We start from the raw sequence: 22,286 nt of genomic DNA on the forward strand, positions 1-22,286 counted from the left end.
TAGCTGCTCGCCTTGGTCGATTGTTGACCCGCTCTTAGTTTAAAAAAAACCGGTTGAAGGGCAATTGAAGTACGGTAGGGTATCGTAAATAAAGATACCCCTATCTATTTAATGCGTTTCTGAAGTCGTCTGATCTCGAGTACTTTGTTCTTAACTGAAGAGAGAAGGACAGATGATGAAAGGTGTTAAGCCTACAATAGGCGAAGCAGATCCTTCAATGAGAAAAACCAAGTCTGGATGGGCAGCGGTAGCAGGCTTTTGCGCTAGCCTCGTTGGTATTGGACTTGCGCGATTTGCGTATACACCCTTGTTGCCAGCGATCATCGCGGCTCACTGGTTTGATCCCTCAATGGCTGCGTATTTGGGCGCAGCCAACTTGGCTGGGTATCTGGGGGGCGCGTTAACGGGGCGTAAAATGGCAGCTAAAACCTCGACCCTATTTATTCTCAGAGCCATGATGCTGCTAGCCTGTCTGGCGTTTTTTGCTTGTGCCTATCCGGTATCGTTTGCATGGTTTTTTTCATGGCGATTCCTGTCAGGTGTCTCCGGCGGCGCGCTGATGGTGCTGGCAGCCCCCGCCGTGTTGGCTCACGTTTCTCCGTCGCGACGTGGACTGGTCGGTGGAGTGATTTTTATGGGCGTCGGTGTTGGAATCGTAGCTTCCGGAACTCTCGTACCCCTTTTACTGCAACAAGACCTGCGGCAAACGTGGTTCGGATTGGGGATCGTGTCATTGGTGTTGACGGCAATTGCCTGGTGCTCTTGGCCAAAGGAAAACGTGCGGGGGGCTCAGGTTCTCACCCCTCAGCATCGTAGCCCAACGCCAAATGGCGCTCTTAACGCACTGTATGTGGAATATGCACTCAACGCCGCAGGCTGGGTTCCGCACATGATGTTTCTCGTGGATTTTGTTGCGCGAGGTAAAGGGCAGGGACTACAAGTAGGTGCTCAGTACTGGGTATTGTTCGGCGTTGGCGCCACCGTTGGACCGTTACTAGCAGGCGTATTAGCCGATCGAATTGGCTTCAGTCGAGCTTTGCGGGTGTCTTTTATTATTGAAGCCATTTGCGTCGCTATTCCGGCTCTTGATCCAGGAACCGTTTGGCTAATTATATCCAGCATTTGCGTGGGGGCGTTTGTGACCGGCACTGTGCCGTTAGTGCTGGGGCGCGTGCACGAGATACTGGCTCACCATCCTGCTCAACAAACTCCGGCGTGGCAGACAGCGACAGTAGGTTTTGCCCTATTTCAAGCGACAGCCGCTTACGGGTTTTCTTTCCTGTTTTCCTATAGCAGTGGCAATTACAGTTTACTATTCGTTATCGGCTCTTTAGCCATATTGCTGGCGTTTTTGATTGATCTTTTTGCCTTAAAAAAAGGAGCTCATTGCGCCGAACGCTGTCGAGAAAAATGATCAGTGCGCTAGAGCAATAGCTATCACTGCGCCGGACAAAAACAGTGTCAACCTTTGAAAACTCGGTCGGCAGTTCGTGAGCATTGACCAAACCTTCATGCACGGCGTTGGTGACTACTCCCCTGGGCAGTAACGTAACTCCAATGCCCGCTGAAACGCAGGCAATAATTGCCTCAATCGAACCAAACTCCAATGGTTCAGGGGCAGGAATGCCTAGGTTGGCTAATAAAGCATCAAGGCGTTGTCGGTAAGAGCAACCGATGCGAAACACTAAAGTTTTCAAATTTTCGATCGCGGCTACATCCTCTAGGCGATAGGTAATACTGGACGTCACCAAAACCAGCTCTTCACGAAATACCTCTTCGCTTATCAAGTGCGGATGGTTGACTGGCCCCACGACGAAGGCTCCCTCAAGCTCACCGTCGACCACCCTTTGGATCAGGCTACAAGTGGTCCCGGTACGAATCACCGGGCGAACCTCTGGGTAAGCCTTGGCAAACTTGGCAATTAGTTTTGGAAGACGCAAGGCTAGCGTGGTCTCAAGGGTACCTATTTCCAACATACCCTTCGGATTACCGTCATCGCGCGCAGCGGTAGAGGCATCGGACAGCAGTTTCGACAACCGCGCGGCAAACGGCAGGATACGGCGCCCAGCAGGAGTTATCTGTACGCCTCTGGCACTGCGCTGAAACAGTGCTACCCCCAACTCATCTTCCAAGGATCGGATCTTGGCGGAAACATTGGACTGCACAGTGTTCAGTTCGCTTGCAGCCTTATTCATGCTGCCGTGTCGAGCGACTGCATCTACGACCTTCAAATCTGCAACGTCCATAACGATTACCTATCTCAAAAAACAATAAGACTTTATGATTTGTTTATATTTTAGAGATTACTGGGACGCATCTCCAGAGGCAATAGGGTGGCCGAGTCATTGATGAATGAATGTGCTCATTGAAAGAAATGATCCAACGCCTCGAAATTCGGTGCCCTTGTATTTTCGTTATCCATTACGCCGCCCATCCCGAGCGTTTAGGCGCCCGTGATATCGACGTCGGAGGGCCGTGGCTAAAATCTGCGCCGGATGCAATTGAGCAGAATTAAAAACTGAGTGAAAGAAGTCTTGCTACCGCTGCAATAGACTGCTTTTTGAACCGCCGTTAAACAGGTGTGGGGGTGGTTGAATCATTTCGCTGCATTTTGTCTGGTCCAATGGATAAACTTGCGCAACGACGCCTGGAGTTCAACGATGAACGAGAAAAATGAAGCGGCTGCTCATACGTCAGAGGTCCGCGCCTGACCATGCTCAGTGCCGAACTCAAGGCTTTCCATATGGTTGCCCGGCTGGGTAGCGTTACTCAAGCGGCGAAAAAACTGGGGCTAAGCCAACCCACGGTAACCACACAAGTTCGTCAACTCGAAAGTCACTATGGAGTGGAATTGTTCTATCGGGGTGGCCGGCGGCTGACTGTCAGTGATGAAGGTGCACGCCTGCTTCCTCTAGTCAAAACACTGCTGCAGCAGGAAGCGGATATCGAATTTCATCTGCGTAATTGCGGCCAAATGCAGGGTGCATTGCGTATTGGTGCGACAGCACCTTATTACATTCTTGACCTGGTAAAAGCCTTTCGCGAACGCTTGCCGCTGATTGAGGTTTCTGTAGAAATCGGCAATTCGCAGCAGGTTCTCGAAGCCTTGGAGGACTACCGCGTCGACCTTGCGGCATCGTCACAACTGCTGGACGATCCGCGCTTAACCCGACTGGTATTGGGCACTGATCCGTTGGTACTTGCGGTACATCGCCAACACCCCTTGGCAGTGCATGCTTCGGTACCGCCCAGTGCTCTGGCTGGGCATTGTCTTTTAATGCGCGAGCATGGCTCGACTACGCGTACGCTCACTGAAAAATTATTGAGTGATCACCATGTCACCCCTGGCATGCAGTTGGAAATTGGCAGTCGTGAATCAATTCGTGAAGCGGTATTGCGCAACATCGGCATTAGTATAATTGCTCGCCAGGAAGTACCTGTTACTCCAGATTTGCGGGTAATAGTCGTTGAAGGCGCGCCGCAGATCGCCGAATACCTCTACTGTCTGAAGGAGCGTCGACAAGCACGCTTGCCAGCCGTTTTTCTAGAGGTCGCTCGAGAAAGCCTCGCCCGATAAAGTGCTTCGCAAATTCACCTATGACACTATCGCCCGCTTTTGCCTTCTTGCCACATCTCGTTCGCATTTACTGCCTAACATTGACCTTATCGAGACAGGCCGCGCTCACCGCGCGGTGCATGCTCAATCGCTCAATGAGGTGTGTTCATGCTGCGCTCCACTCAAATCCCCCAGGCTAATCCTGGTCTGCAGATGCGGGTCACCGGTGTGAACAAGAGCTTTGGTACATTTAAAGCGCTTGATGATGTGTCGCTGGACGTTGCACCTGGGGAGTTAATTTGCCTGCTGGGGCCATCCGGGTGCGGTAAGACGACGTTATTGCGTTGCATCGCCGGCCTCGAACGACAAGACCGTGGCGTAATCCACATCGGCTCGCGGGACGTGTCAAACCTGGCGCCGCAAGCCCGTGACTATGGAATTGTGTTCCAGTCCTATGCACTGTTCCCCAATTTGAGCGTAGAGCAAAATATCGGCTACGGGTTGGCGGGTAGCGCTCGCGAGATTGTTCGGCGGCGTGTTGCCGAGATGCTCGAGCTGGTAGGCCTGACAGGCAGTGAGAAGAAGTTTCCCAGTCAGCTTTCCGGAGGGCAACAACAACGTGTCGCTCTGGCTCGGGCCTTGGCGCCCGCGCCTTCATTGTTACTGCTGGATGAGCCGATGTCGGCGTTGGATGCGCAAGTGCGCGAGCATCTATGTAGAGAGTTGCGCGACCTGCAGCAAAGGTTGGGAGTGACCACATTGATGGTCACCCACAATCAGGAAGAGGCCATGTTAATGGCTGACCGGATCGCGGTGATGAATGAGGGGCGAGTAGAGCAGTACGCCAACCCACAGACCATCTATGAGAAACCTAAAACCCCTTTTGTCGCCAATTTTGTAGGCCAAGGTAATTGGTTACCGTTCAAACGCACAGGTAACGGTCATGTGCAAGTGGGCGGGCTGAGTCTGCGACTGACCGACACGGACCAGCGTTGTTCTAGTGGTCGACTGTTTTGTCGTCCCGAGTCGATCAGCGTTAACCCTTCAACCCCTGAAGAAAATCTGTTTAGGGCACAAATGCGCGAGGTGACCTTTCTGGGTAACCGTTGCCGCATGAGCTTCGAGCTCGACCAATTGCCGGGCCATCAGCTTTGGGCTGAAATCAGTTCGAGGCAGCTTCCTTGTACAGGCACCCGACAGATTCAGGTAGCGTTGCCTCCGCACAGTTTGCAGGTGTTCGCCTAGCATGGCGACTTCAAGTTTGCCGCTGAGCAGCCAAGCCCAAGTGCCAATAGTTTCCCGTGCTGAATGGGGCGACCGCGTGTTCGTCGGCGGCGGTAAAGTTCTGTTTTTGGTCCTTTTGATAGTTGCGGTCTTCTTTCCACTCTTGGCGATTTTCTGGCGAGGATTTAGCGCTGACGCAGGTCAGGGTGGGGGGCTAGGCGCCGCAAAAGAAATGCTCTCTAGCGCAAATTTTCAATGGTTGGTGGGTAATAGCTTAAAAGTTTCATTTAGTGTCGCGGCTATTGTAGTGCCGTGGGCATACGTGTTTGCTTATGCCTTGCAACGCACCTTGATTCCGGCCAAAAGCCTGTGGCGAGCAATCTCTCTACTTCCGTTACTGGCGCCTTCGATGTTGCCGGGAATTGCGTTGATTTACTTGTTTGGTAATCAGGGTCTGCTACGTGGTCTGCTGACGGACAACATCTATGGTTTCTGGGGCATCGTCGTTGGAGAGGTGATCTACACCTTCCCGCATGCACTGATGATTCTGCTGTCAGCGCTGACGCTGGCGGACGCTCGTTTGTTTGACGCCGCATCCAGCATGGGAGCCGGACCTTGGCGCTCGTTTCATAGCATTACCTGGCCCGCTACCCGCCAAGCAGTGTTTGCGGCTTTCTGCCTGGTGTTCACTTTGACCATCACTGATTTTGGCGTGCCTGTTGTGGTGGGTGGGGACTACCAGGTATTGGCACTTGAAGCTTACAAAGCCGTAGTTGGTCAGCAACAGTTCGGCCGCGGAGCATTGATTGGCATGGTGCTGTTAATCCCGGCTTTGTTAAGTTTCGCAGTCGACGCCTGGTTACGTCGGCGTCAAAGTAGCGCCATGAGCGGCCGAGCCCAGGTCTTTGAACCCGAACCGTCAACGCTGCGCGATAGCTGGTATCTGGTCATTGTTGTGCTGAGTTGTGCGGCGCTGTTAGTGGTGTTGGGAATGGCTGTGTATTCGTCGCTGGTAAAATTCTGGCCTTATAACTTGTCGTTGTCGCTCAAGCATTACCTGTTTAACGAGACAGCAGGAGGAGGTTGGTTGGCGTATCGCAACAGCCTTCTGTTGGCGACGAGCAGTGCTGTATTTGGCAGCCTGCTGATCTTTACCGGCGCCTATCTGATGGAAAAAACCCGCGGACCGCTGTGGCTTAATCTGACGCTACGCATGCTCAGCTTTATACCCATGGCGGTACCCGGCCTCGTGTTAGGCCTTGGCTACGTTTTTTTCTTTAATTTGCCGGACAATCCTCTGCACGGCCTCTACGGCAGCATGGCACTGCTGGTGCTCTGCACCATCGCGCACTACCTGACGACCGCTCTAATGACTGCAACCACCGCGTTGCGACAACTAGACGGCGAGTTCGAAGCCGCCGCCCTGTCGCTAAAGGCGCCAATTTTTAAGCATTACTGGCGAGTTACCGTGCCTATCTGTTTGCCGGCTTTGCTGGACATTGTTCGCTACTTGTTCGTCTCGGCCATGACCACTGTTTCAGCCGCGATCTTCCTTTATTCCCCTGACACCATTCTTGCCGCCGTGACCGTCTTGAACATGGATGACTCCGGCAATGTGGGCGGTGCGGCCGCCATGTCGACCTTGATCCTGCTGACGTCCGCGGTCGTTTCTTTGCTACTGGCCTGGGCTTCACGGGGTCTGTTACGTCGCTCTCAAGTCTGGCGCCAAACAGCACTGTCCCACTGATTTTCTGGAGATCAATCATGCACTACCAACAGCCACTGCGCTTGCAGGCCGCCATTCTTGACTGGGCCGGAACCGTCATCGATTTCGGTTCCTTCGCGCCAACCAAAATCTTTGTCGAGGCGTTCGCTACTTTTGATATCGAGTTAAGCCTTGAGGAAGCCAGGGGTCCAATGGGCATGGGCAAATGGGAGCATATCCGCAGTTTGTGCGATCAGCCGGCGATCGCCGAGCGGTTTGCCCAGCGCTTTGGCCATGTGCCCACCGATACCGATGTGACCGCGATCTATGAGCTATTCATGCCGTTACAAATTGCTAACGTCGGTAAGCACAGCGCGATTATCCCGGGCGCCCTACAGGCCATTGATCAACTACGTCAGGCCGGTCTGAAAATCGGCACCACGTCCGGGTATCCGAAACAGGTGATGAACCACGTTGTCGCTCTGGCTGCGGTGGCCGGTTATCGACCAGATTACGTGGTGGCGGCCGATGAGTTACCTACCGGCCGCCCCGGGCCGGCACAAGCACTGGCTAACGTGATTGCTCTAGGCGTCAGCGATGTGGCTGCGTGTGTAAAAGTCGACGATACCTTGCCCGGCATTCTCGAAGGTCGTAGCGCGGGGATGTGGACTGTCGGTCTGCGCTTCTCCGGCAATTTTCTAGGGCTGGATTATCCGTCCTATCAAACCCTCACTCATGCTCAGCGCGAGGACCATCAAGCGCGCATTGATGCGCTGTTTGCTCCGGCGCGTGCGCATTATTTGATCGACACCATCGCCGACTTACCCGCTGTAATCGAGCAGATCAATGCACGCCTGGCCAGTGGCGAAACGCCCAGCGGTCAATGCCTGCAAACTTTCGCACCAACCCTACCCAAAAACCTTCAGGAATAGACCATGTTCAAGCCTCTAGCCTTTGCTGCCGCTGTTCTCGCAGGTTTCAGTCTGCATGCCAACGCTGCTACCGAATTGACGGTGTACACGGCCCTCGAAGCCGAACAGTTGCAGCCTTATAAAGAGGCCTTCGAAAAGGCGAATCCCGACGTGAAAATCAAGTGGGTGCGTGATTCCACCGGGATCATTACCGCTAAATTGCTCGCCGAAAAAGCTCGCCCTCAAGCCGACGCCATCTGGGGGCTGGCCGCATCCAGCTTGGCGATACTCGATCAGCAAGGGATGCTGGACGCTTATGCGCCCCAAGAACTGAGCAAAATTGGCGCGAAATACCGTGATCCGGCTAATCCGCCAGCTTGGGTCGGCATGGATGTGTGGGCTGCGACCATTTGCTTCAACACCATTGAAGCCGAAAAGCAGCACTTGCCCCGGCCCGTTAGTTGGCAAGATCTGACCAATCCGATATATCGCGCAAAGATCGTAATGCCTAACCCGGCTTCATCTGGCACCGGATTCCTGGATGTCAGTGCCTGGCTTCAGACCTTCGGCCAAGCCAAAGGTTGGAAGTACATGGATGCCCTGCATGAAAACATCGGCCAGTACGTTCATTCGGGTTCTAAACCTTGCAAGATGGCAGCGGCCGGTGAGTTCCCAATAGGTATTTCTTTTGAATATCCGGCTATTCAGTTGAAGCGCCAAGGAGCACCGCTGGACATCATCCTGCCCAATGAGGGTCTGGGATGGGAAATCGAAGCTACTGCTGTGATCAAGGGCAGCCCTCATGCCGACGCCGCAAAACGCCTGGCCGATTTCTCCGCAAGCACCGCTGCGATGGACTTGTACAAGCAGAATTTTGCTGTTCTCGCCCAGGCAGGCATTGCCAAACCACCTGCCGAGTTGCCGGCTGACTACGAACAACACCTGATAAAGAACGACTTTGCATGGGCGTCGAAGGAGCGAGACAACATTCTCACCGAATGGCGCAAGCGCTATGACGGCAAATCGGCGAAGCAATAATAAGGAAGTGGCACATGAGTCAGTACGACGGTGACTTTCTGGTGGTAGGGGCCGGGATTCTCGGTCTGTCCCACGCTTACGCGGCGGCAAAGCGCGGTCTCAAGGTTCGGCTGTTTGAGCGTTCGGCAAGCCCGGTAGGTGCCTCGATTCGTAATTTCGGCCAAGCCTTGGTCACCGGGCAGCCGCCCGGTGTGATGCTTGATTTGGCCCGCGCCAGCCGCGATATCTGGGCTGATTGGAGTATGCCAGCAGGCTTTGAACTGAAGCGAAAAGGCTCGTTGCTATTCGCTCGCAGCGAGGCGGAAGAACACCTGCTAGAAGTTTTTTGCGCTGGTCGGGCCAAGGCGTTTGACTACCGAGTAGAGCTGCTGCGGGGCCAGCAACTGGACGATTTGTATGAAGGTCAATTTAGCCATCATCGGGCGGCTCTACATGGTTTCGATGATCAACAACTGTACTCACGCGAAGCGATTCCTAAGTTGATCAGCTATCTTCAGCGCGAGCTCGGAGTCGAGTTTCACTTTTCGACACTGGTCCGTGATGTCGAGCCTGGGCGGTTGCAAAGCACCGCCGGCGTCTTCCATGGCCGGCAAATCGTGGTCTGCTCCGGGCATGATTACCTCACGCTGCTTGCCGAGCCGATAGCCGCTCTGAACCCGAAGATATGCCGTCTGCAGATGCTTCGTGCTCGTGCGCAAGCATCGCTGAATCTCCAACACTCGATACTTACCGGGTTAAGTTGTGTTCATTACGGGGCTTTCTCGGACCTCCCGGAGGCTGATGCCATTCGCGCGCAGATTCAGCGGGAAACGCCGCATTTTGAGCAGCATGGAATTCACTTGCTAGTCAGTCCGACTCCCTACGGCGAGTTGATTATCGGAGATTCCCACGACTACGGAACCGACGCCTCACCGTTCAACGTCGAACCGGTGGACAAATGGCTGCTCGAACTGGCCGAGAACACGCTTGGCTGCAAGCTTGATGTGCTTGAGCGTTGGCAAGGCGTCTACGGAGCTCAGGGACCAGCCCCGTTCTCATTGCTGAACGTCGCGCCGGGGTTGAGCGTAGCGCTGATGCACAGTGGGGTGGGTATGAGTGTAGGTCCAGCGCTTGGCGAGCAGGGTGTTGCTGCGATGCTCGGCGAGAGGGTCTGACTGAAAGCCTGGCTGCGACACCTAATGGGTGTCAGTCGCCAGGCCGTCAGGTTGACAGCCAGATATTTTCACCGCGCTTATTTGTATTGCGCCGCATTTATGAAGGGCGGGTATTCACGCAGTTGTTGCGCAGACATCGGCCGACTGAAGTGATAACCCTGGGCAATGTCGCAGCCAGCCAGTTTCAGACAGACCACCTGCTCTCGGGTTTCTACACCTTCGGCTACGACCACCAGCCCTAAGCGTTTAGCCAGAATAATGGTGGACGAAACAATGGGACTGTCATCGGGGCTGTTGGACAAGCTAGCGATCAACTCGCGATCGATCTTCAGTTTGGTTAGCGGCAGCAATTGCAGATGAGCAAAGTCTGCGTGTCCCTTGCCAAAGTCATCAAGGCTGATGATCAAGCCTGCATCGCGCAGGCGTTCAAGGTGGTTAATGGCTATCACCTCCTTATTCAGCAATGTAGATGCGGTGATTTCCAGCTCCAGAAAGCGCGGTTCGATGGCGTGAAACGCAAGCTCCCTGAGCACCCGTTCACTGAAGTCATTCTGACGTAGCTGAATCACTGATACGTTGATCGCAAGCCGTATCTCGCGCCCTTGTGTCGTCCAAAGTGCCAGGTCCGCACAGGCAAGACGAAGCACTTCCCAACCAAGCGCAATAATAAATCCACTGCGCTCAGCCAGTGAGATGAAACGATTTGGATAAAGCAGACCGAACTCAGGGTGTTCCCAGCGAACCAGTGCTTCGTAGCCATCCACAAGCATTGAATCCAGGCGGATTAGCGGTTGATAGTGGAGAATGAACTGATGCTCGGTTAATGCTGCGCTCAGTGCTTGCTCTAGAGTGAACTCCTCGACATCCACAATATTTAACGACGGATCGAAGAACCGATACTGGCCACGGCCCGCTCGCTTGGCCGAATACATGGCTGTGTCGGCGCTGCGAATCAGATCTTCTACATTCTGGCCGTCACGTGGACAAATGCTGACTCCGACGCTCGGGCTGGTCCTGACTTCGTGTTCGTTAAGGGAATAAATCGCGCATAGCTTTTGTACCAGTGCTCGTACCCAGTGGTCGATTTGATCCTCACTGCGATCTCCAGCCAGCAGCACGACAAATTCATCACCCCCGAAGCGCGCCGCTTCGTCGCCGGGCTCTAACAGTCGCCTGATTCGTCCGGCAACCGCCTGCAACAGCATGTCGCCTATCTTGTGTCCCAAAGAGTCGTTGATCGATTTGAAGCGGTCCATGTCGATGAACAGAATCGCCAATAATCGACGTTTGCCGCGCTGACTGGCCAGCGCCCGTTTACCCATATCGAGAAATTGGCGACGGTTGTGCAGGCCACTCAAATGATCGGTTGCAGCAGCGTGGCTACTTCGCTGATGCTCTTCTTCCAGTCGACCAATGAGCTCTTGGTTAACCTGATGAGCATGTTCTACAGCGTCGAAGGCCTGTTGGCGATTGCGCAATACACGTAGCGTCCAAAAAAGGCTCACCAGCAGCAGCAAGGTCATGCACAGGTTTAACCAGAGTTGTTGTCGGTAGAAAAGCAGGGATGAGGCAAGGATCTCATCGCATGCCTGACTTACCATCACGCTAAAGCCTCGTTGTGGCACCCGCAGATACATACTCTGATACTCGCCAGCAGAAGTATTCTGGATGAGTAAGCCGGATGGTTCTCCGGCATTTGTCAGTTCGGGACTTAGCCTTATTTCAGGGACCACGATCCCGCTGCTGCTGATGCGTAACCGTTCCTGACCGTCACTGTCGAGAACTCGCATCATACCGCTTTGGCCGAAATCTATATGTTCAAAAAGAGCGGCCAGATAGTCCACATCGAGCTGGACGACGAGAATGCTATCCATTTGCCCGGTCGTTGAGTTGAGCAGGGGCAGTAGGAACGGTAATCGCAAGCGTGGGGACAATGAGCTGCTTTGAGATGGGATCGAGCTGGGCAGAAGCGCTTTGAAGCCGTAATGATCAGTATGCTGTTGCAACTGCTTCAGCCATGCCGGTGGCATCCGACGTGGTTCATCCGAGTGGCTAGAAACCAGTAGCTGGCCATCATTGGTATAGAGGCTCATGCGTTTGAACACCGGGTCTTCGGCAAATAGCCTTACCAATCGCCGATGACCTTGTACCGGGTCTTCCATGTCACCGCGCGTAACTTTGCCAATAGCTTGAGCCCGATCAACTAACTGATTCAGATTCTCCGCTGCGATGGTTGCCAGATTCAGATGCTCTGCGGCTTTTGCCGCCAGGGCTTGGTGATGGGAAGTTGCTTTTTGCTGGAAATACAACGCCCAGAGAAAAACCAACGTGGCTGCGCACAGTGTCATCAACAGCAGCTTTAAAAAGCTTAGGGACGAAAAGGATCGGCGGATCACTGCTCATATTCCTACCATGGCGTGGTGGCAATTTACCACCAAACTATTAGGGAATAGTAACAGTCGATGCGAGGGATCTCGATCTCCTTTTGCGGCATCATCAAGTTTCGAAGATCTGTTCTGCAAACATTGGCGTTAGCCCGAAATTATCCATTTGTCATTTCATCGGGAGTTGGCTTGGCTTTTACACGTCCGGGCTATAGCGTGGGATATAGAGATAGCGTTAATTCTCGACTTGATTGCTGCAGGCAAACATCAAAGTAAAAGGAGGCCTCATGAGCTGCCTGATTTGTGCCGGTCATGCTGAAACTATCGAGTGTGCAGAGGGGTGGGAGCAACGAAACTGTCCCCATTGCGGCCCCTACCGAATTTCGCAGGCCTTGGTATTGACACTTATGGAGCAGGGTCAAATTTTCGACACGGGAAAAATGCGAAGGTGGCTTGATGCGCAGCGTTCAGATGTGCCGATACCCTCCATTGAGGTGCATGAAGCGTTATTGATGCTGTAACGTGCATCTGGCGCAGACGAGTCGAACATCGCTGCTTTCTCGCTTATATCTGCCTGGTCGGCAAAGATTTCCCGAAATCCAATTGATATCGAGCTCGAGGAATTTAGCAACGCCTCGGGCGATGTCTGCGTTTTAGGATGAAAATATTGAACAGTGAAAGTCCACACACTAACGCTAAGCGCCTTCGTATTCCGCGCACGATCTGGGCGTTAGGTTTTGTCAGCCTGTTTATGGACCTCTCGTCTGAGCTGGTGCACAGTTTACTGCCTGTATTTTTAGTTACTACGTTAGGTGCGAGTGCATTGACCGTCGGGGTGATCGAAGGTATTGCCGAATCAACCGCAATGATCGTGAAGATTTTCTCTGGCGCTATCAGCGATTTGATAGGACGACGCAAGGGGCTACTGTTGCTTGGGTATGGCCTGGCTGCGCTGACCAAGCCGCTTTTTCCGCTGGCCCACTCGGTAGAAGTGGTCTTTGCCGCACGCATTTTGGATCGCATCGGCAAAGGCATTCGGGGCGCGCCGCGAGATGCCATAATCGCGGATGTTTCGCCCCCGGAGATCCGAGGCGCCTGCTTTGGTTTGCGCCAATCGATGGATACAGTGGGAGCTGTCCTTGGCCCGGCTCTAGCCATTTTGTTGATGTTATGGCTCGCAGATGTCCAGCTTGTACTGTGGTTTGCAGTGATCCCGGCGGCGATAGCGGTGGTTTTCATTGTTACCAGTGTAAAAGAGCCCATACACACCTCTCCAGGGGGCAGCCCTCGATCGCCCATTCATTGGAAAGTGCTGGACGACTTTTCCTATGAATATTGGTGGGTGGTAGTTGTTGGGGGGGTATTTACACTTGCCAGGTTCAGTGAAGCATTTCTGATATTACGGGCTCAACAAATAGGCTTGTCGACCACCTGGGTTCCGCTGGTGATGGTAGTGATGGCACTTTTCTATACGTTGTCCGCGTACCCTGCCGGTTGGTTATCTGACCGTATCAGTCGCACGAAGCTGCTCTGTGTGGGTATGGGGTTACTAGTCCTCGCGGATTTGCTGCTTGCCCAGTCCAACTCCGTCATCACGATGATGCTAGGCGTCGCGTTATGGGGGCTTCATATGGGATTCAGCCAAGGTATTCTCGCCTCAATGGTCGCCGATAAAACGCCTGGAAAGCTTAAGGGCACCGCGTTCGGTATCTTCAATCTGGTTAGTGGCGTATGCATGCTGATCGCCAGCGTTCTTGCGGGTTGGCTATGGCAAAGCCTTGGGTCAGAGAGCACATTTCTGATGGGGGCATTGCTGGCTGCAACAGCTCTGGTCTTGTTGCTTGTTAAGAAACAGTCATTTCATCAGGCGAAGAGCGGAGAAGTTTCGCTTTGATCGAACGAGTCACCGGTTTTACAAGGGGTGACCGCAACACGTGGGTCCGCCTCGGCGTGCTAACAGAACTTCACCATCCCAATCCTCATCTGCGGTTCCAGGGGGGCGAGGTAGGAGCCGCGAGTCGTCTAACGCCTCAGCTAGCGTGCTCCGAGGTGCATTCACTCCGGGCTGGGTTGATGTCAACGTGACCAGGGATAGGGGATGATAAAAGCGTTCCTCCACAACCGAGCCCATCCACAGCGCTGACGCACGCTCGTTCGTGAGCTTGAAATCGACGGCCCACACTCGAAGCACGAGGCGCGAGGGGGCGGGTGCGTCATTACTACTCGGTCTGACGAGCGTCAGACTGGGGAGACGACCACTGGCGAAAAGTGGAATAGCTGGAAGAGCTGCCGGGTCAGTCTGGACTGAAAGCCAATTCAGCGCATTAGAGGGCGTCCAGTCCGCCGAGCTGCGCCACCCGTTGCGCTGCAGGACATCTTGCAAGCCATTAAGGTCTCCTGCCCACTGGAACGTTAATGCTTCATTCGTCTCGCCGGTTAGGTCGATACGCCGCGTCGGCAGTAACTGCCAACCCGAGACCCACCAATGGGTGGCGGCCATTGATGGAGTTCTGTCGGAGGCGGCATATCGAACACTGTCGGTCGCATGGTTACGATAGATATTGAATCCTCCAGCGGCGACCAGTGCCGAGAATCCGACGGCAAGCAGGCCCTTTGGCTCAATGCATCCTGCTGGGCGTCCCAAGTAGGACAGTCCGAGCAGTGCCAGCCACGCGGACCCGAACGCCAGTCCCCCGAGCACGTCGGAAAACCAATGCGCTCCTAGGTAAAGACGTGAGAACGCAATGAGAAATACCAGGGTTACCGCGCTGAGGGCGATCGCCAGGCGCCATGTCGGGCGCATCTCACGCGCAATGAGAAACGCCAGGAAACCGTAGAGCACGGCATTGACTGTGCTATGGCCGCTTGGGAAGGAAAAGGCGCTCCACCCTGAATAAAGAAGCTCATCAGGTCGAGCTCGATGCAACGCAACTTTTATGACTGTATTAAGAATCGATGCACCAGCAATCGCAATCAGCCAATAGGCAGCAGTGCGCCGGGCGCGTTTCCACATGAGCCAGAGTAAGACGACTACAGTGACCGGCACCACGACCTTGGTGTCGCCAAGTTCAGTAATAGCGATCATTACTGCATCGCCGGGAGCTGTGCGAAGATCTTGCAACGCACGGTATATCGCGCTGTCGGCAAGCAGCAATGGGTCACCGGTGACAACATCTTCAAGGGTGCCGAAGAACAGCCAAGCTGCGCTGACGAGAAGTACTGCCGATACTGCGAGCGTCCGCGCCTCGGGCCGAGTTTGATCGAGCAAGGGCGTGAGACTGCGGCTCAACCAAGAATCGTGGGTGCTGACCCAGCACCGAAGCCGCCCCCATGCATTGATGAAGTAAGGAACACCGCGCCGCAACGCCCAGCGCACGATATTTAGCAGTACCCAGCCTGCCGCAAGTATTAAGACCAGCAGGATCGCGAGTGGCTTGGCGGTTGCCCCGAGAATGCTGAACGTTGCGCCTACCAGTACGCCTGACAGGATATGCGACGCAGCCCATGCGAGTGCCGAGGCAACATTGACGGCATAGAACCGATTGACCGCCATTCCCATCATCCCGGCAAGAAGTGGGATGAAGGCGCGCACGCCCGGTACGAAGCGGGCGAGAAACACACTCTTGGCACCATGACGCTTAAAAAAGACCTCGCTGCTCTGAATCAATCCGGGGTAGCGGTTTAAGGGCCAGAAACCAAGAATCGCACGGTGGTATCGATGTCCGAGCCAGAACGAGAGACCATCACCGGCAATTGCACCTAACGTGGCGGCGACTAACAACGGCCAGAGTAAAAGCACCCCACTTGGCACCAAGGCACTGAGCGCAAGGATCACGGCTGTGCCGGGAACGACGGCACCGATAATCGGGATTGACTCGGAAAGTGCCAGAAGAAATACCGCCAGATAGGCAACCTGCGGATTCACCGTGAGGAACTCGATGACCGATGAGACCATGGACGTCATCATGAGCAGGTTACCTGTGCAATGTTGGTGATGAAGCAATCATGTTTTGTGTCTTGTGGATAAATCGCTCGAGCGTTACGAAGCGGTGGCGACGGCAGCGGGAAATTCTTCAACGCGCCGTTCAAAGCGTCCAAAATGTAACGCCAGGGTCGGTAATACCAACAGATTGAGTAGGGTCGAGCTCACTAGCCCACCCAAGATTACGATAGCCATAGGCCCTTCGATTTCATTACCCGCTGCACCACTGGCGAGCGCCAAAGGTAGCAGTCCCAGCGCGGTCACAACGGCCGTCATCAGAATCGGCACCAGGCGTTCAGCGGCGCCTCTCCGAGCCGCTTCCGGGCCCCATGTCATGCCTTCCTCATTCACGAGGTGTGAATAATGCGAGATGAGCATGATCGAGTTGCGCAGCGTTATACCGAACAGGGTAACAAACCCTACAAGGGAGCCCAGTGAGAGGTTTCCACCGTAGATCAGGACTGTCAGGACGCCACCTACCAGTGCGAAGGGTAGATTTACAAGCACCAAAATTAATGCGCGTATGCTTTTGAGCGCAAGGAATAGCAGGATGATGATTCCGACGATAGCAACCGCGGTGTAAACCATTAGATCCTGCTGAGATTGAACACGTGCTTGCTCTTCCCCAGCAAACAAAACGTAGGTGCCTTTGGGAAGAGTAACCTCTTGGTTAATTCGCCGCTTAGCCTCCTGAACAAAGTCGCTCACCGCCCGACCCCTCACGGCGGTCGACACTGTTTGCAGGCGTTGTGCACCGCTGTGCATGATTTGATAACGGCTGGTGGTTTGAGTGATTACCGCTAACTGATCCAAAGGTACCGTTGTTCCGGTTTTGCTACGCAGCAGCAGTGACCCGACAGTCGCGATCGTGTGGTGGGCCGTGGAAGCCAACGAGACGGTGACATCATAAGTCTGGTTACCCTGATAGATTTGGCTGGCGGTCACTCCGTCATAGGCGACCTGAATCGCGTCCATGACGTCGACCGGCTCGAACCCCCAGTGCGTCAATTGCTCAGGCCGCAGCCTGATTGTCAATTGCGGCACATGCTGGGCGGACTCAACTCTCAGGCCGATATTGCCTGGGATTTGGCTTATCACCTGAGCGATTTCCTGGGCTTTGCTGTCCAGTACATCGAGATCAGGACCAAAGACATTGATGACGACCGGTGCTGTTACGCCAGAGATACTTTCGTCCACCCGCTCAGTCAGGAATGTGTTTACTGACGTCGTCAATCCCGGGAAGCTGGCCAGCACTTGTTGGATGCGCGCCACGGCTTTGGTTTCCTCAGCAGCCGACACGCTATTCAAATCCACCTCGAACTCACTGACGTGGACACCGGTTGGATCGACTACTTCGCTGGCTCGCCCTGCGCGTTGCGCTACCAGCCGCACCCCGGGGACTTTGCTTAGCTCCTGTGCCACACGGTTGCCCACACGCATGGATTCGGTCAAAGAGGAGCCTGGGGCCAACGCCATATGGATCAGGTAATGTCCCTCCTTCAATTCCGGTATGAAGTTACCGCCAAAAAACGGCAGCGCGCTGGCCGCCATTGTGCAGAGAATGACGATCATCCAGACGATTGGGCGAGAGTGCGATTCGATGCTGGCGAGTAATTTCAGGTAGCGGGTCTTCAGTCGCTGCACCAACTTTGGTTCGTCCGATTGGAGTCGCTTAGTGGTCAACAACATAAATGCCAGTGCTGGCGTGACCGTTAGGGCTACCACGAGGGAGGCCAAAATCGCCAGAATATAGGCGAGCCCCAAGGGTGCGAACAGTTTTCCAGCGATCCCTGACAGCGCCAGTACCGGAAGGAAAATCAGCACAACTACCAGAGTGGCATACACCACAGCACTGCGGACTTCGTATGAGGCGCGCAATACCACCAAGGCCGCTGAGATAGGATGCTCCAGCGCTTGATTTTGGCGCAGTCGACGGAAGATGTTCTCTACGTCGACCACGGCATCGTCCACCACCTCTCCCAAGGCAATGGCCAGGCCGCCCAAGGTCATGGTGTTAAGGCTCACACCAAAGTGATGGAGTACGATCACTGCTGTTAACAAGGACAGCGGAATCGCCGTAGCCGAGATGATCGCAGTGCGGATATTGAGCAAAAACAGAAACAGCACCAGCACCACTAACACGCCTCCCAATAGCAGTGCTGTCTGCAAATGACCAATCGCGGTTTCGATAAACCTGGCTGGGCGGAAGATGTCTGGATATAGGCTCACCTGTTCTGCGTCCAGCGCAGGTTTCAAACTGTTCAGGGCGCTTTCCACACTACTGGAAACGCTCATCATATCGGCGCCGTATTGGCTTTCGACCATCAGCGACACCGCGGGCTTACCCTCGATGGCCGCCGCGCCCACTGCAGGAGCAGCCCCATAGGCGACCGAGGCGACGTCGCCCAGGCGCACGGCGACACCATTGCGGTAGTTGAGTACAGTTTGAGCCAACTGCTCTGGTGTAACGGTCTGACCCTCGGTATTCAAGACAATGCGCTGGTTGGCAGTTTCCAGAAAGCCTGCGCCACTCACCCCGGTTGCGCGCTGCGCACCACCCAATATGTCTTGGAGAGACAAACCGTACTGCACCAGCTTTTCGGGGTCTGCCTGAATTTGAAATTGCTTTAGATCGCCGCCGAATACGATTACGTCCGCGACGCCGGGCACGCGCAACAATTGCGGTTTGATCGTCCACTGCGCCAGTGTGCGCAGTTCCATCAGCGAGCGAGTGTCAGAGGTGATACCCGCGACAAGAGTGACACTGGTCGATGAGGTTAGCGGCAATAACGCAGGAGGTTTGACCCCATGAGGAAGAATACCGGTTAGCGTGCTGAGTCGCTCTGCAGTGAGTTGTCTAGCGCGGTAAATGTCGGCTCCATCCTTGAAGGTCAACGTCACCATCGATAACCCTGGTAGCGACTTGGACCGCATGCTTGCAAGGTCCAGCGTGCCACCCATTGCATTTTCTACCGATTGGGTAACCAGCATTTCAACTTGTTCGGAAGATAATCCAGGCGCTTCGGTCTGAATAACCGCAAGGGGTGGCGCAAACTCGGGAAAAACATCTTGTCGGGCCTGGGTTAGGGTGAAGATGCCATAACCTGCCAATAAACAAGCGAGGGCAATAACGACCCCGCGCAATCGTACGGCGAAGCGGATAATTGAATTCAACATGATGTATTCGCTGTCGTCTGATTAGTCGTCACATTCAGGGTCTTTGCACGCGGACGCAGTGACGGATGGCCGCTGTTCTTCGGATAACAGCAGCTGAGCGCCCTGTACCACGACGCGATCGCCAGATCTGAACCCGGAGCTAACCAAGTACCCATCTTCGTAGGGGGTTTGCTCTTCGACAGGGCGGCGGGTAAATCGTTTTTTTGCGATTTGTACATAGGCCCACGGCTGACCGCCAAACCATAAAATGGCAGCGTCAGGAATGAGGAGGCTGGTGCTCTCTGGAGTGGCCAACGGTAAGTACGCAACTACTTTGCTGCCGACCGGAAGGGTTGCTGCCGCTCGGTAAAGGTATGCGCGGCCTTCAGTCGAAGAATCGATCTGAGGGGAGACTGAAATGAGCTGAGCTGCTTGCCGAAGGTGTTTGCCGGACTCAATCGAGATCAGTACAGGGGCCACTAAATCAGCACCAAGGGGAAGCGCAATGCGCAACAGCATTTCCTCGCGGCTTAACAGTTTTTGCAGGAGTGGGGCGTCCTGCGCCTCAATCATGCTTGCCAAGGGCGCACCAAATTGTTGCCGCGCGCTGTTATGGATCGACCGAAGGCTTGCACTAGCCACTTGTAATTTGGCCTTGTCTGCAATCCACGCCGCTTGCGAAGTTTGCAGCACACTCAACGCCACGCTTTGGTTGCTTTTAAACAACGCGAGATTGCGCTCGTAATCCTGGCCGGAAGCTGAAATGGCAGACTTTGCCGTCACTGAATCTGCTTGAGCCATAGCGTAACGAGCGCTCAAATCATTCAGCCCCTGTACATCAAGCACGGTGCCGTATACCAACCGTTCCACCGGATGCTTTGACGCAATGATCGGCTCACTCTGAATACCGCTGATCGTCTGGGTTGCTTCATCCAGTGTGACGATGGTCAGACCTCCTTCGGTCGTGACTCTTTTCAAAGGGGGTGTGGCCGAAGTTGCAGGCGTGGCGGTCAGGACTTGGCTAGAAAAAAAACCTACAGCAACTGATCCGATGAGGGCTGTCACCAACAACGCGACTCGTGAGGTTTTGCTACGAAGGAGTGTATTCATTTTCGAATGACCGCCTCTAATGGCTGGGCGTGCAACGGGGTTTCATCGAGCGGTTGCTGGATGGCATTTTCAAGTTGGCTGATGGCTTGCTGGACCTGAACCACCGCATCGACGTGGGTCATTGCATCGACATTCACCGCACGACGTGATCTTGATAGTGTGATTCGGCTGATCGCGCCTAAATTAAAGGAACGTTGGTCAGCATCGAAGACGGCTGTTCGCGTCTTCTCTTGTGTGTTGATAAGCGCGAGGTTCTCGATGGCCAAGCGATAGTGCTTTAGGGCGTTGTCTGTTTGATTGATCGCTTGGTCTTGAAGTGCTTCGACATGGATGGCGACTTCCTTGCGGTGCGCTTCGGCTTGCGCGATAGGGCCTTCATTTCGGTTGAATAGGGGCAGGGTGAAGCCAGCGGGTGTCATGCTGTACTTGTTTACCCCTTGGTCGAACGAATATCCAAGCCCGAGTGACAGGTTCGGATATTGCCGTGCAACTTCCAATTGGAGAGCCGCCTGGCTCGCGTTGTAGTCGGCTAGCGCGCCGAGGATGTCCATGCGATTCAGAATGGTTTGGCGGCGCGCGGTACTTGCAGGGATCTGTAGCGTAAGGTTATTGAAATCGCTCAGATTTATATCGATGGAATCAAGCGCTTTTAGAGTGACCCCAACGGTCGTAGCGATGAGCGCTTTGGCGTCCAGCATTTGCCGTTCGCTTTGAGCCAAATCGCTACGATCACGCTCCAGAATGATCTGTTCCTGGCTCAACTCGAACGTAGCGACCGAACCCAGCGAAAGCTGTTCTTTCAGCATGGTAACTATGCTTTGCTGGATGCTGACCTGAAGCTCGATGATTGAATGGTGTTGGCTGGCACCGTAAAGATCGAGCAATGCGCTACGAAGACGACTTCTGACCTCCCAAGCGGTTTGGCCGATATTCAGACGGGCAACGTTTGAAAGCTGTTGCGCTTGCGCTACTCGATACCCACGTTTACCCGCAGTCTCAATCGGGATGTCGAGGGCCAGTCCGTAAGTCCAGGGCTTGATCGGCTGATCGGCATACTGCAAGGGCAACGACAGAGACGGGTTGGTTCGTTGATCAGCCGTTTCTACCGCCGCCTCACTGCTAGCAAATTTGGCGCGTGCTGCGTCCAGTTCAGGGCTGTAGTAATAGGCCGCCAGCGTTAATTTGCTCAGTCCCCAGACGCCAGTGGTTTTGCTGTCGTGTGCAGTGATGAAGCGCTGAAGCTGCGTATTCGTTAGCGTCCGCTCTTCATAGGAACCCATCATTGCCAGGGGCGCTAGCGGATGTGGGTGGTAACTCACGCAACCCACCAACAGCACTACCACTGAAATAAAACAATGTTTATGCATGGGATATTCTTTGAGAACGAGTAGCAGGGCTCGTAAGACTTTGCGGATAAGGCATTACCGTTTCCCGTATCAATAAGTGTTGCGGCGACTGGCCAGTGGGACCATCCGTTGATAAAGGCGCTCAAGCGTGTCGAGCAAACGCTCGCCAAGATGTCCGAACCTCAGCGCCTGCGGGATCAGCCACGCGCTTATCAACGAGACCAGCAACGACCCGGCAATATCGAATGGGAAATGCGCGCCTAAATAGACACGTGCCCAGCCGACCAATGTGCCCAGCAGCAAAATCAATACGCCAAGCCTGTGCAGCGATGCCCACATCAGAGCCAAGGCCAGCGTGAACATCACCGTGGCGTGATCGCTTGGGAATGAGGACTCTGGGGCGTGCTGGAGTAGGTTTTGTCCTAGTCCGACCATGAAGGGGCGCGGATGGAACCAAAGGGTACTGATAAGCAGGTTGCATCCAAGCGCGAACACGACGCTCAGGGTGGCGGTTACTGCAGCAACTCGGTATTGGCGTGTGCCTCGCAGCCACAATCCAATTAACAAAAGCGGTACAACTGTGATGAGCCACTGCGCCAGAAAAGTCGCCACTAGGCGCATTTCCACCGAGGAGTGCACGCTGGCACTGATGGCCAAAAATAAAGTGCGATTGAGCTCTTCCATAGGGCGATCCAGTCAGGAAACTTGAAAGCATCACGT

General features: G+C 54.3%; 16 protein-coding genes. 9 read left to right on the forward strand and 7 right to left on the reverse strand.

Features of this window, described 5'->3' with window-relative positions; all coding sequences use genetic code 11:
• The first annotated feature begins 217 nt into the window (after positions 1–217).
• Positions 218–1,414: a YbfB/YjiJ family MFS transporter gene (locus tag QN378_RS01145; protein ID WP_323552370.1), complete on the forward strand. Its 1,197-nt coding sequence runs from the start codon at positions 218–220 to the stop codon at positions 1,412–1,414.
• On the opposite strand, the gene QN378_RS01150 is transcribed toward QN378_RS01145, so the two are convergent.
• Positions 1,320–2,246, reverse strand: coding sequence for a LysR family transcriptional regulator (locus QN378_RS01150; protein ID WP_322203971.1), 927 nt, complete (start codon positions 2,244–2,246; stop codon positions 1,320–1,322). The two genes, QN378_RS01145 and QN378_RS01150, sit on opposite strands and share 95 nt — an antisense overlap.
• Before the next feature lie 467 nt (positions 2,247–2,713).
• On the opposite strand from QN378_RS01150, the gene QN378_RS01155 reads away from it, so the two are divergent.
• From QN378_RS01155 to QN378_RS01180, 6 genes are all read left to right on the forward strand, one after another.
• Positions 2,714–3,577 carry a LysR family transcriptional regulator gene (locus QN378_RS01155; protein ID WP_322203969.1) on the forward strand — a complete coding sequence of 288 codons (864 nt, stop codon included), beginning with the start codon at positions 2,714–2,716 and terminating at the stop codon, positions 3,575–3,577.
• 147 nt (positions 3,578–3,724) lie between these two features.
• Positions 3,725–4,801, forward strand: coding sequence for a putative 2-aminoethylphosphonate ABC transporter ATP-binding protein (locus QN378_RS01160; RefSeq protein WP_322203967.1), 1,077 nt, complete (start codon positions 3,725–3,727; stop codon positions 4,799–4,801).
• 1 nt (position 4,802) lies between these two features.
• A complete protein-coding gene (locus tag QN378_RS01165) occupies positions 4,803–6,527 on the forward strand; it encodes a putative 2-aminoethylphosphonate ABC transporter permease subunit (protein ID WP_322203965.1) in 1,725 nt (574 codons plus the stop codon).
• A gap of 17 nt (positions 6,528–6,544) precedes the next feature.
• A complete protein-coding gene (gene phnX, locus QN378_RS01170) occupies positions 6,545–7,417 on the forward strand; it encodes a phosphonoacetaldehyde hydrolase (RefSeq protein WP_322203963.1) in 873 nt (290 codons plus the stop codon).
• 3 nt (positions 7,418–7,420) lie between these two features.
• Entirely contained in the window at positions 7,421–8,434 is a 1,014-nt protein-coding gene (locus tag QN378_RS01175; RefSeq protein ID WP_322203961.1) for a putative 2-aminoethylphosphonate ABC transporter substrate-binding protein, read from the forward strand.
• A 14-nt stretch (positions 8,435–8,448) separates the two neighbouring features.
• Positions 8,449–9,588, forward strand: coding sequence for a TIGR03364 family FAD-dependent oxidoreductase (locus QN378_RS01180; RefSeq protein WP_322203958.1), 1,140 nt, complete (start codon positions 8,449–8,451; stop codon positions 9,586–9,588).
• Between the two features lie 77 nt (positions 9,589–9,665).
• Here QN378_RS01180 and QN378_RS01185 read toward each other — a convergent pair whose 3' ends face one another.
• Positions 9,666–11,984 carry an EAL domain-containing protein gene (locus QN378_RS01185; protein WP_323547263.1) on the reverse strand — a complete coding sequence of 773 codons (2,319 nt, stop codon included), beginning with the start codon at positions 11,982–11,984 and terminating at the stop codon, positions 9,666–9,668.
• 275 nt (positions 11,985–12,259) lie between these two features.
• Here QN378_RS01185 and QN378_RS01190 point away from each other — a divergent pair, with 275 nt between their 5' ends.
• Positions 12,260–12,493, forward strand: coding sequence for a hypothetical protein (locus QN378_RS01190; protein ID WP_322203954.1), 234 nt, complete (start codon positions 12,260–12,262; stop codon positions 12,491–12,493).
• Positions 12,494–12,639: 146 nt separating this feature from the next.
• Positions 12,640–13,866: an MFS transporter gene (locus QN378_RS01195; protein ID WP_323547261.1), complete on the forward strand. Its 1,227-nt coding sequence runs from the start codon at positions 12,640–12,642 to the stop codon at positions 13,864–13,866.
• A gap of 18 nt (positions 13,867–13,884) precedes the next feature.
• Here the strand turns inward: QN378_RS01195 and QN378_RS01200 are convergent, their stop codons facing one another.
• The 5 genes from QN378_RS01200 to QN378_RS01220 all read right to left on the reverse strand — a co-directional run bounded on the left by QN378_RS01200 (position 13,885) and on the right by QN378_RS01220 (position 22,250).
• Positions 13,885–15,939 carry a bifunctional DedA family/phosphatase PAP2 family protein gene (locus tag QN378_RS01200; RefSeq protein WP_323547259.1) on the reverse strand — a complete coding sequence of 685 codons (2,055 nt, stop codon included), beginning with the start codon at positions 15,937–15,939 and terminating at the stop codon, positions 13,885–13,887.
• A 72-nt stretch (positions 15,940–16,011) separates the two neighbouring features.
• Positions 16,012–19,131: an efflux RND transporter permease subunit gene (locus QN378_RS01205; RefSeq protein WP_323547257.1), complete on the reverse strand. Its 3,120-nt coding sequence runs from the start codon at positions 19,129–19,131 to the stop codon at positions 16,012–16,014.
• 21 nt (positions 19,132–19,152) lie between these two features.
• Complete coding sequence (locus QN378_RS01210; RefSeq protein ID WP_322203946.1) at positions 19,153–20,220, reverse strand: hypothetical protein; 1,068 nt, start codon at positions 20,218–20,220, stop codon at positions 19,153–19,155.
• Positions 20,217–21,587, reverse strand: coding sequence for a TolC family protein (locus tag QN378_RS01215; RefSeq protein ID WP_323547255.1), 1,371 nt, complete (start codon positions 21,585–21,587; stop codon positions 20,217–20,219). Before QN378_RS01215 ends, QN378_RS01210 begins: the two co-directional genes overlap by 4 nt.
• Positions 21,588–21,656: 69 nt before the next feature.
• Positions 21,657–22,250, reverse strand: a complete 594-nt coding sequence (locus QN378_RS01220; RefSeq protein ID WP_323547254.1) for an undecaprenyl-diphosphatase — start codon at positions 22,248–22,250, stop codon at positions 21,657–21,659.
• Positions 22,251–22,286 lie beyond the last annotated feature (36 nt).

The organism is Pseudomonas sp. 10S5 (assembly GCF_035019745.1).
In the GTDB taxonomy this organism is placed as follows: domain Bacteria; phylum Pseudomonadota; class Gammaproteobacteria; order Pseudomonadales; family Pseudomonadaceae; genus Aquipseudomonas.

Coding starts and splice junctions, on each gene's coding strand:
- QN378_RS01165 (WP_322203965.1), top strand. CDS start 4,803: ATGGCGACTTCAAGTTTGCCGCTGAGCAGCCAAGCCCAAGTGCCAATA.
- QN378_RS01190 (WP_322203954.1), top strand. CDS start 12,260: ATGAGCTGCCTGATTTGTGCCGGTCATGCTGAAACTATCGAGTGTGCA.
- QN378_RS01155 (WP_322203969.1), top strand. CDS start 2,714: ATGCTCAGTGCCGAACTCAAGGCTTTCCATATGGTTGCCCGGCTGGGT.
- QN378_RS01180 (WP_322203958.1), top strand. CDS start 8,449: ATGAGTCAGTACGACGGTGACTTTCTGGTGGTAGGGGCCGGGATTCTC.
- QN378_RS01205 (WP_323547257.1), bottom strand. CDS start 19,131: ATGTTGAATTCAATTATCCGCTTCGCCGTACGATTGCGCGGGGTCGTT.
- QN378_RS01220 (WP_323547254.1), bottom strand. CDS start 22,250: ATGGAAGAGCTCAATCGCACTTTATTTTTGGCCATCAGTGCCAGCGTG.
- QN378_RS01150 (WP_322203971.1), bottom strand. CDS start 2,246: ATGGACGTTGCAGATTTGAAGGTCGTAGATGCAGTCGCTCGACACGGC.
- QN378_RS01145 (WP_323552370.1), top strand. CDS start 218: ATGAGAAAAACCAAGTCTGGATGGGCAGCGGTAGCAGGCTTTTGCGCT.
- QN378_RS01210 (WP_322203946.1), bottom strand. CDS start 20,220: ATGAATACACTCCTTCGTAGCAAAACCTCACGAGTCGCGTTGTTGGTG.
- phnX (WP_322203963.1), top strand. CDS start 6,545: ATGCACTACCAACAGCCACTGCGCTTGCAGGCCGCCATTCTTGACTGG.
- QN378_RS01200 (WP_323547259.1), bottom strand. CDS start 15,939: ATGATGACGTCCATGGTCTCATCGGTCATCGAGTTCCTCACGGTGAAT.
- QN378_RS01175 (WP_322203961.1), top strand. CDS start 7,421: ATGTTCAAGCCTCTAGCCTTTGCTGCCGCTGTTCTCGCAGGTTTCAGT.
- QN378_RS01215 (WP_323547255.1), bottom strand. CDS start 21,587: ATGCATAAACATTGTTTTATTTCAGTGGTAGTGCTGTTGGTGGGTTGC.
- QN378_RS01160 (WP_322203967.1), top strand. CDS start 3,725: ATGCTGCGCTCCACTCAAATCCCCCAGGCTAATCCTGGTCTGCAGATG.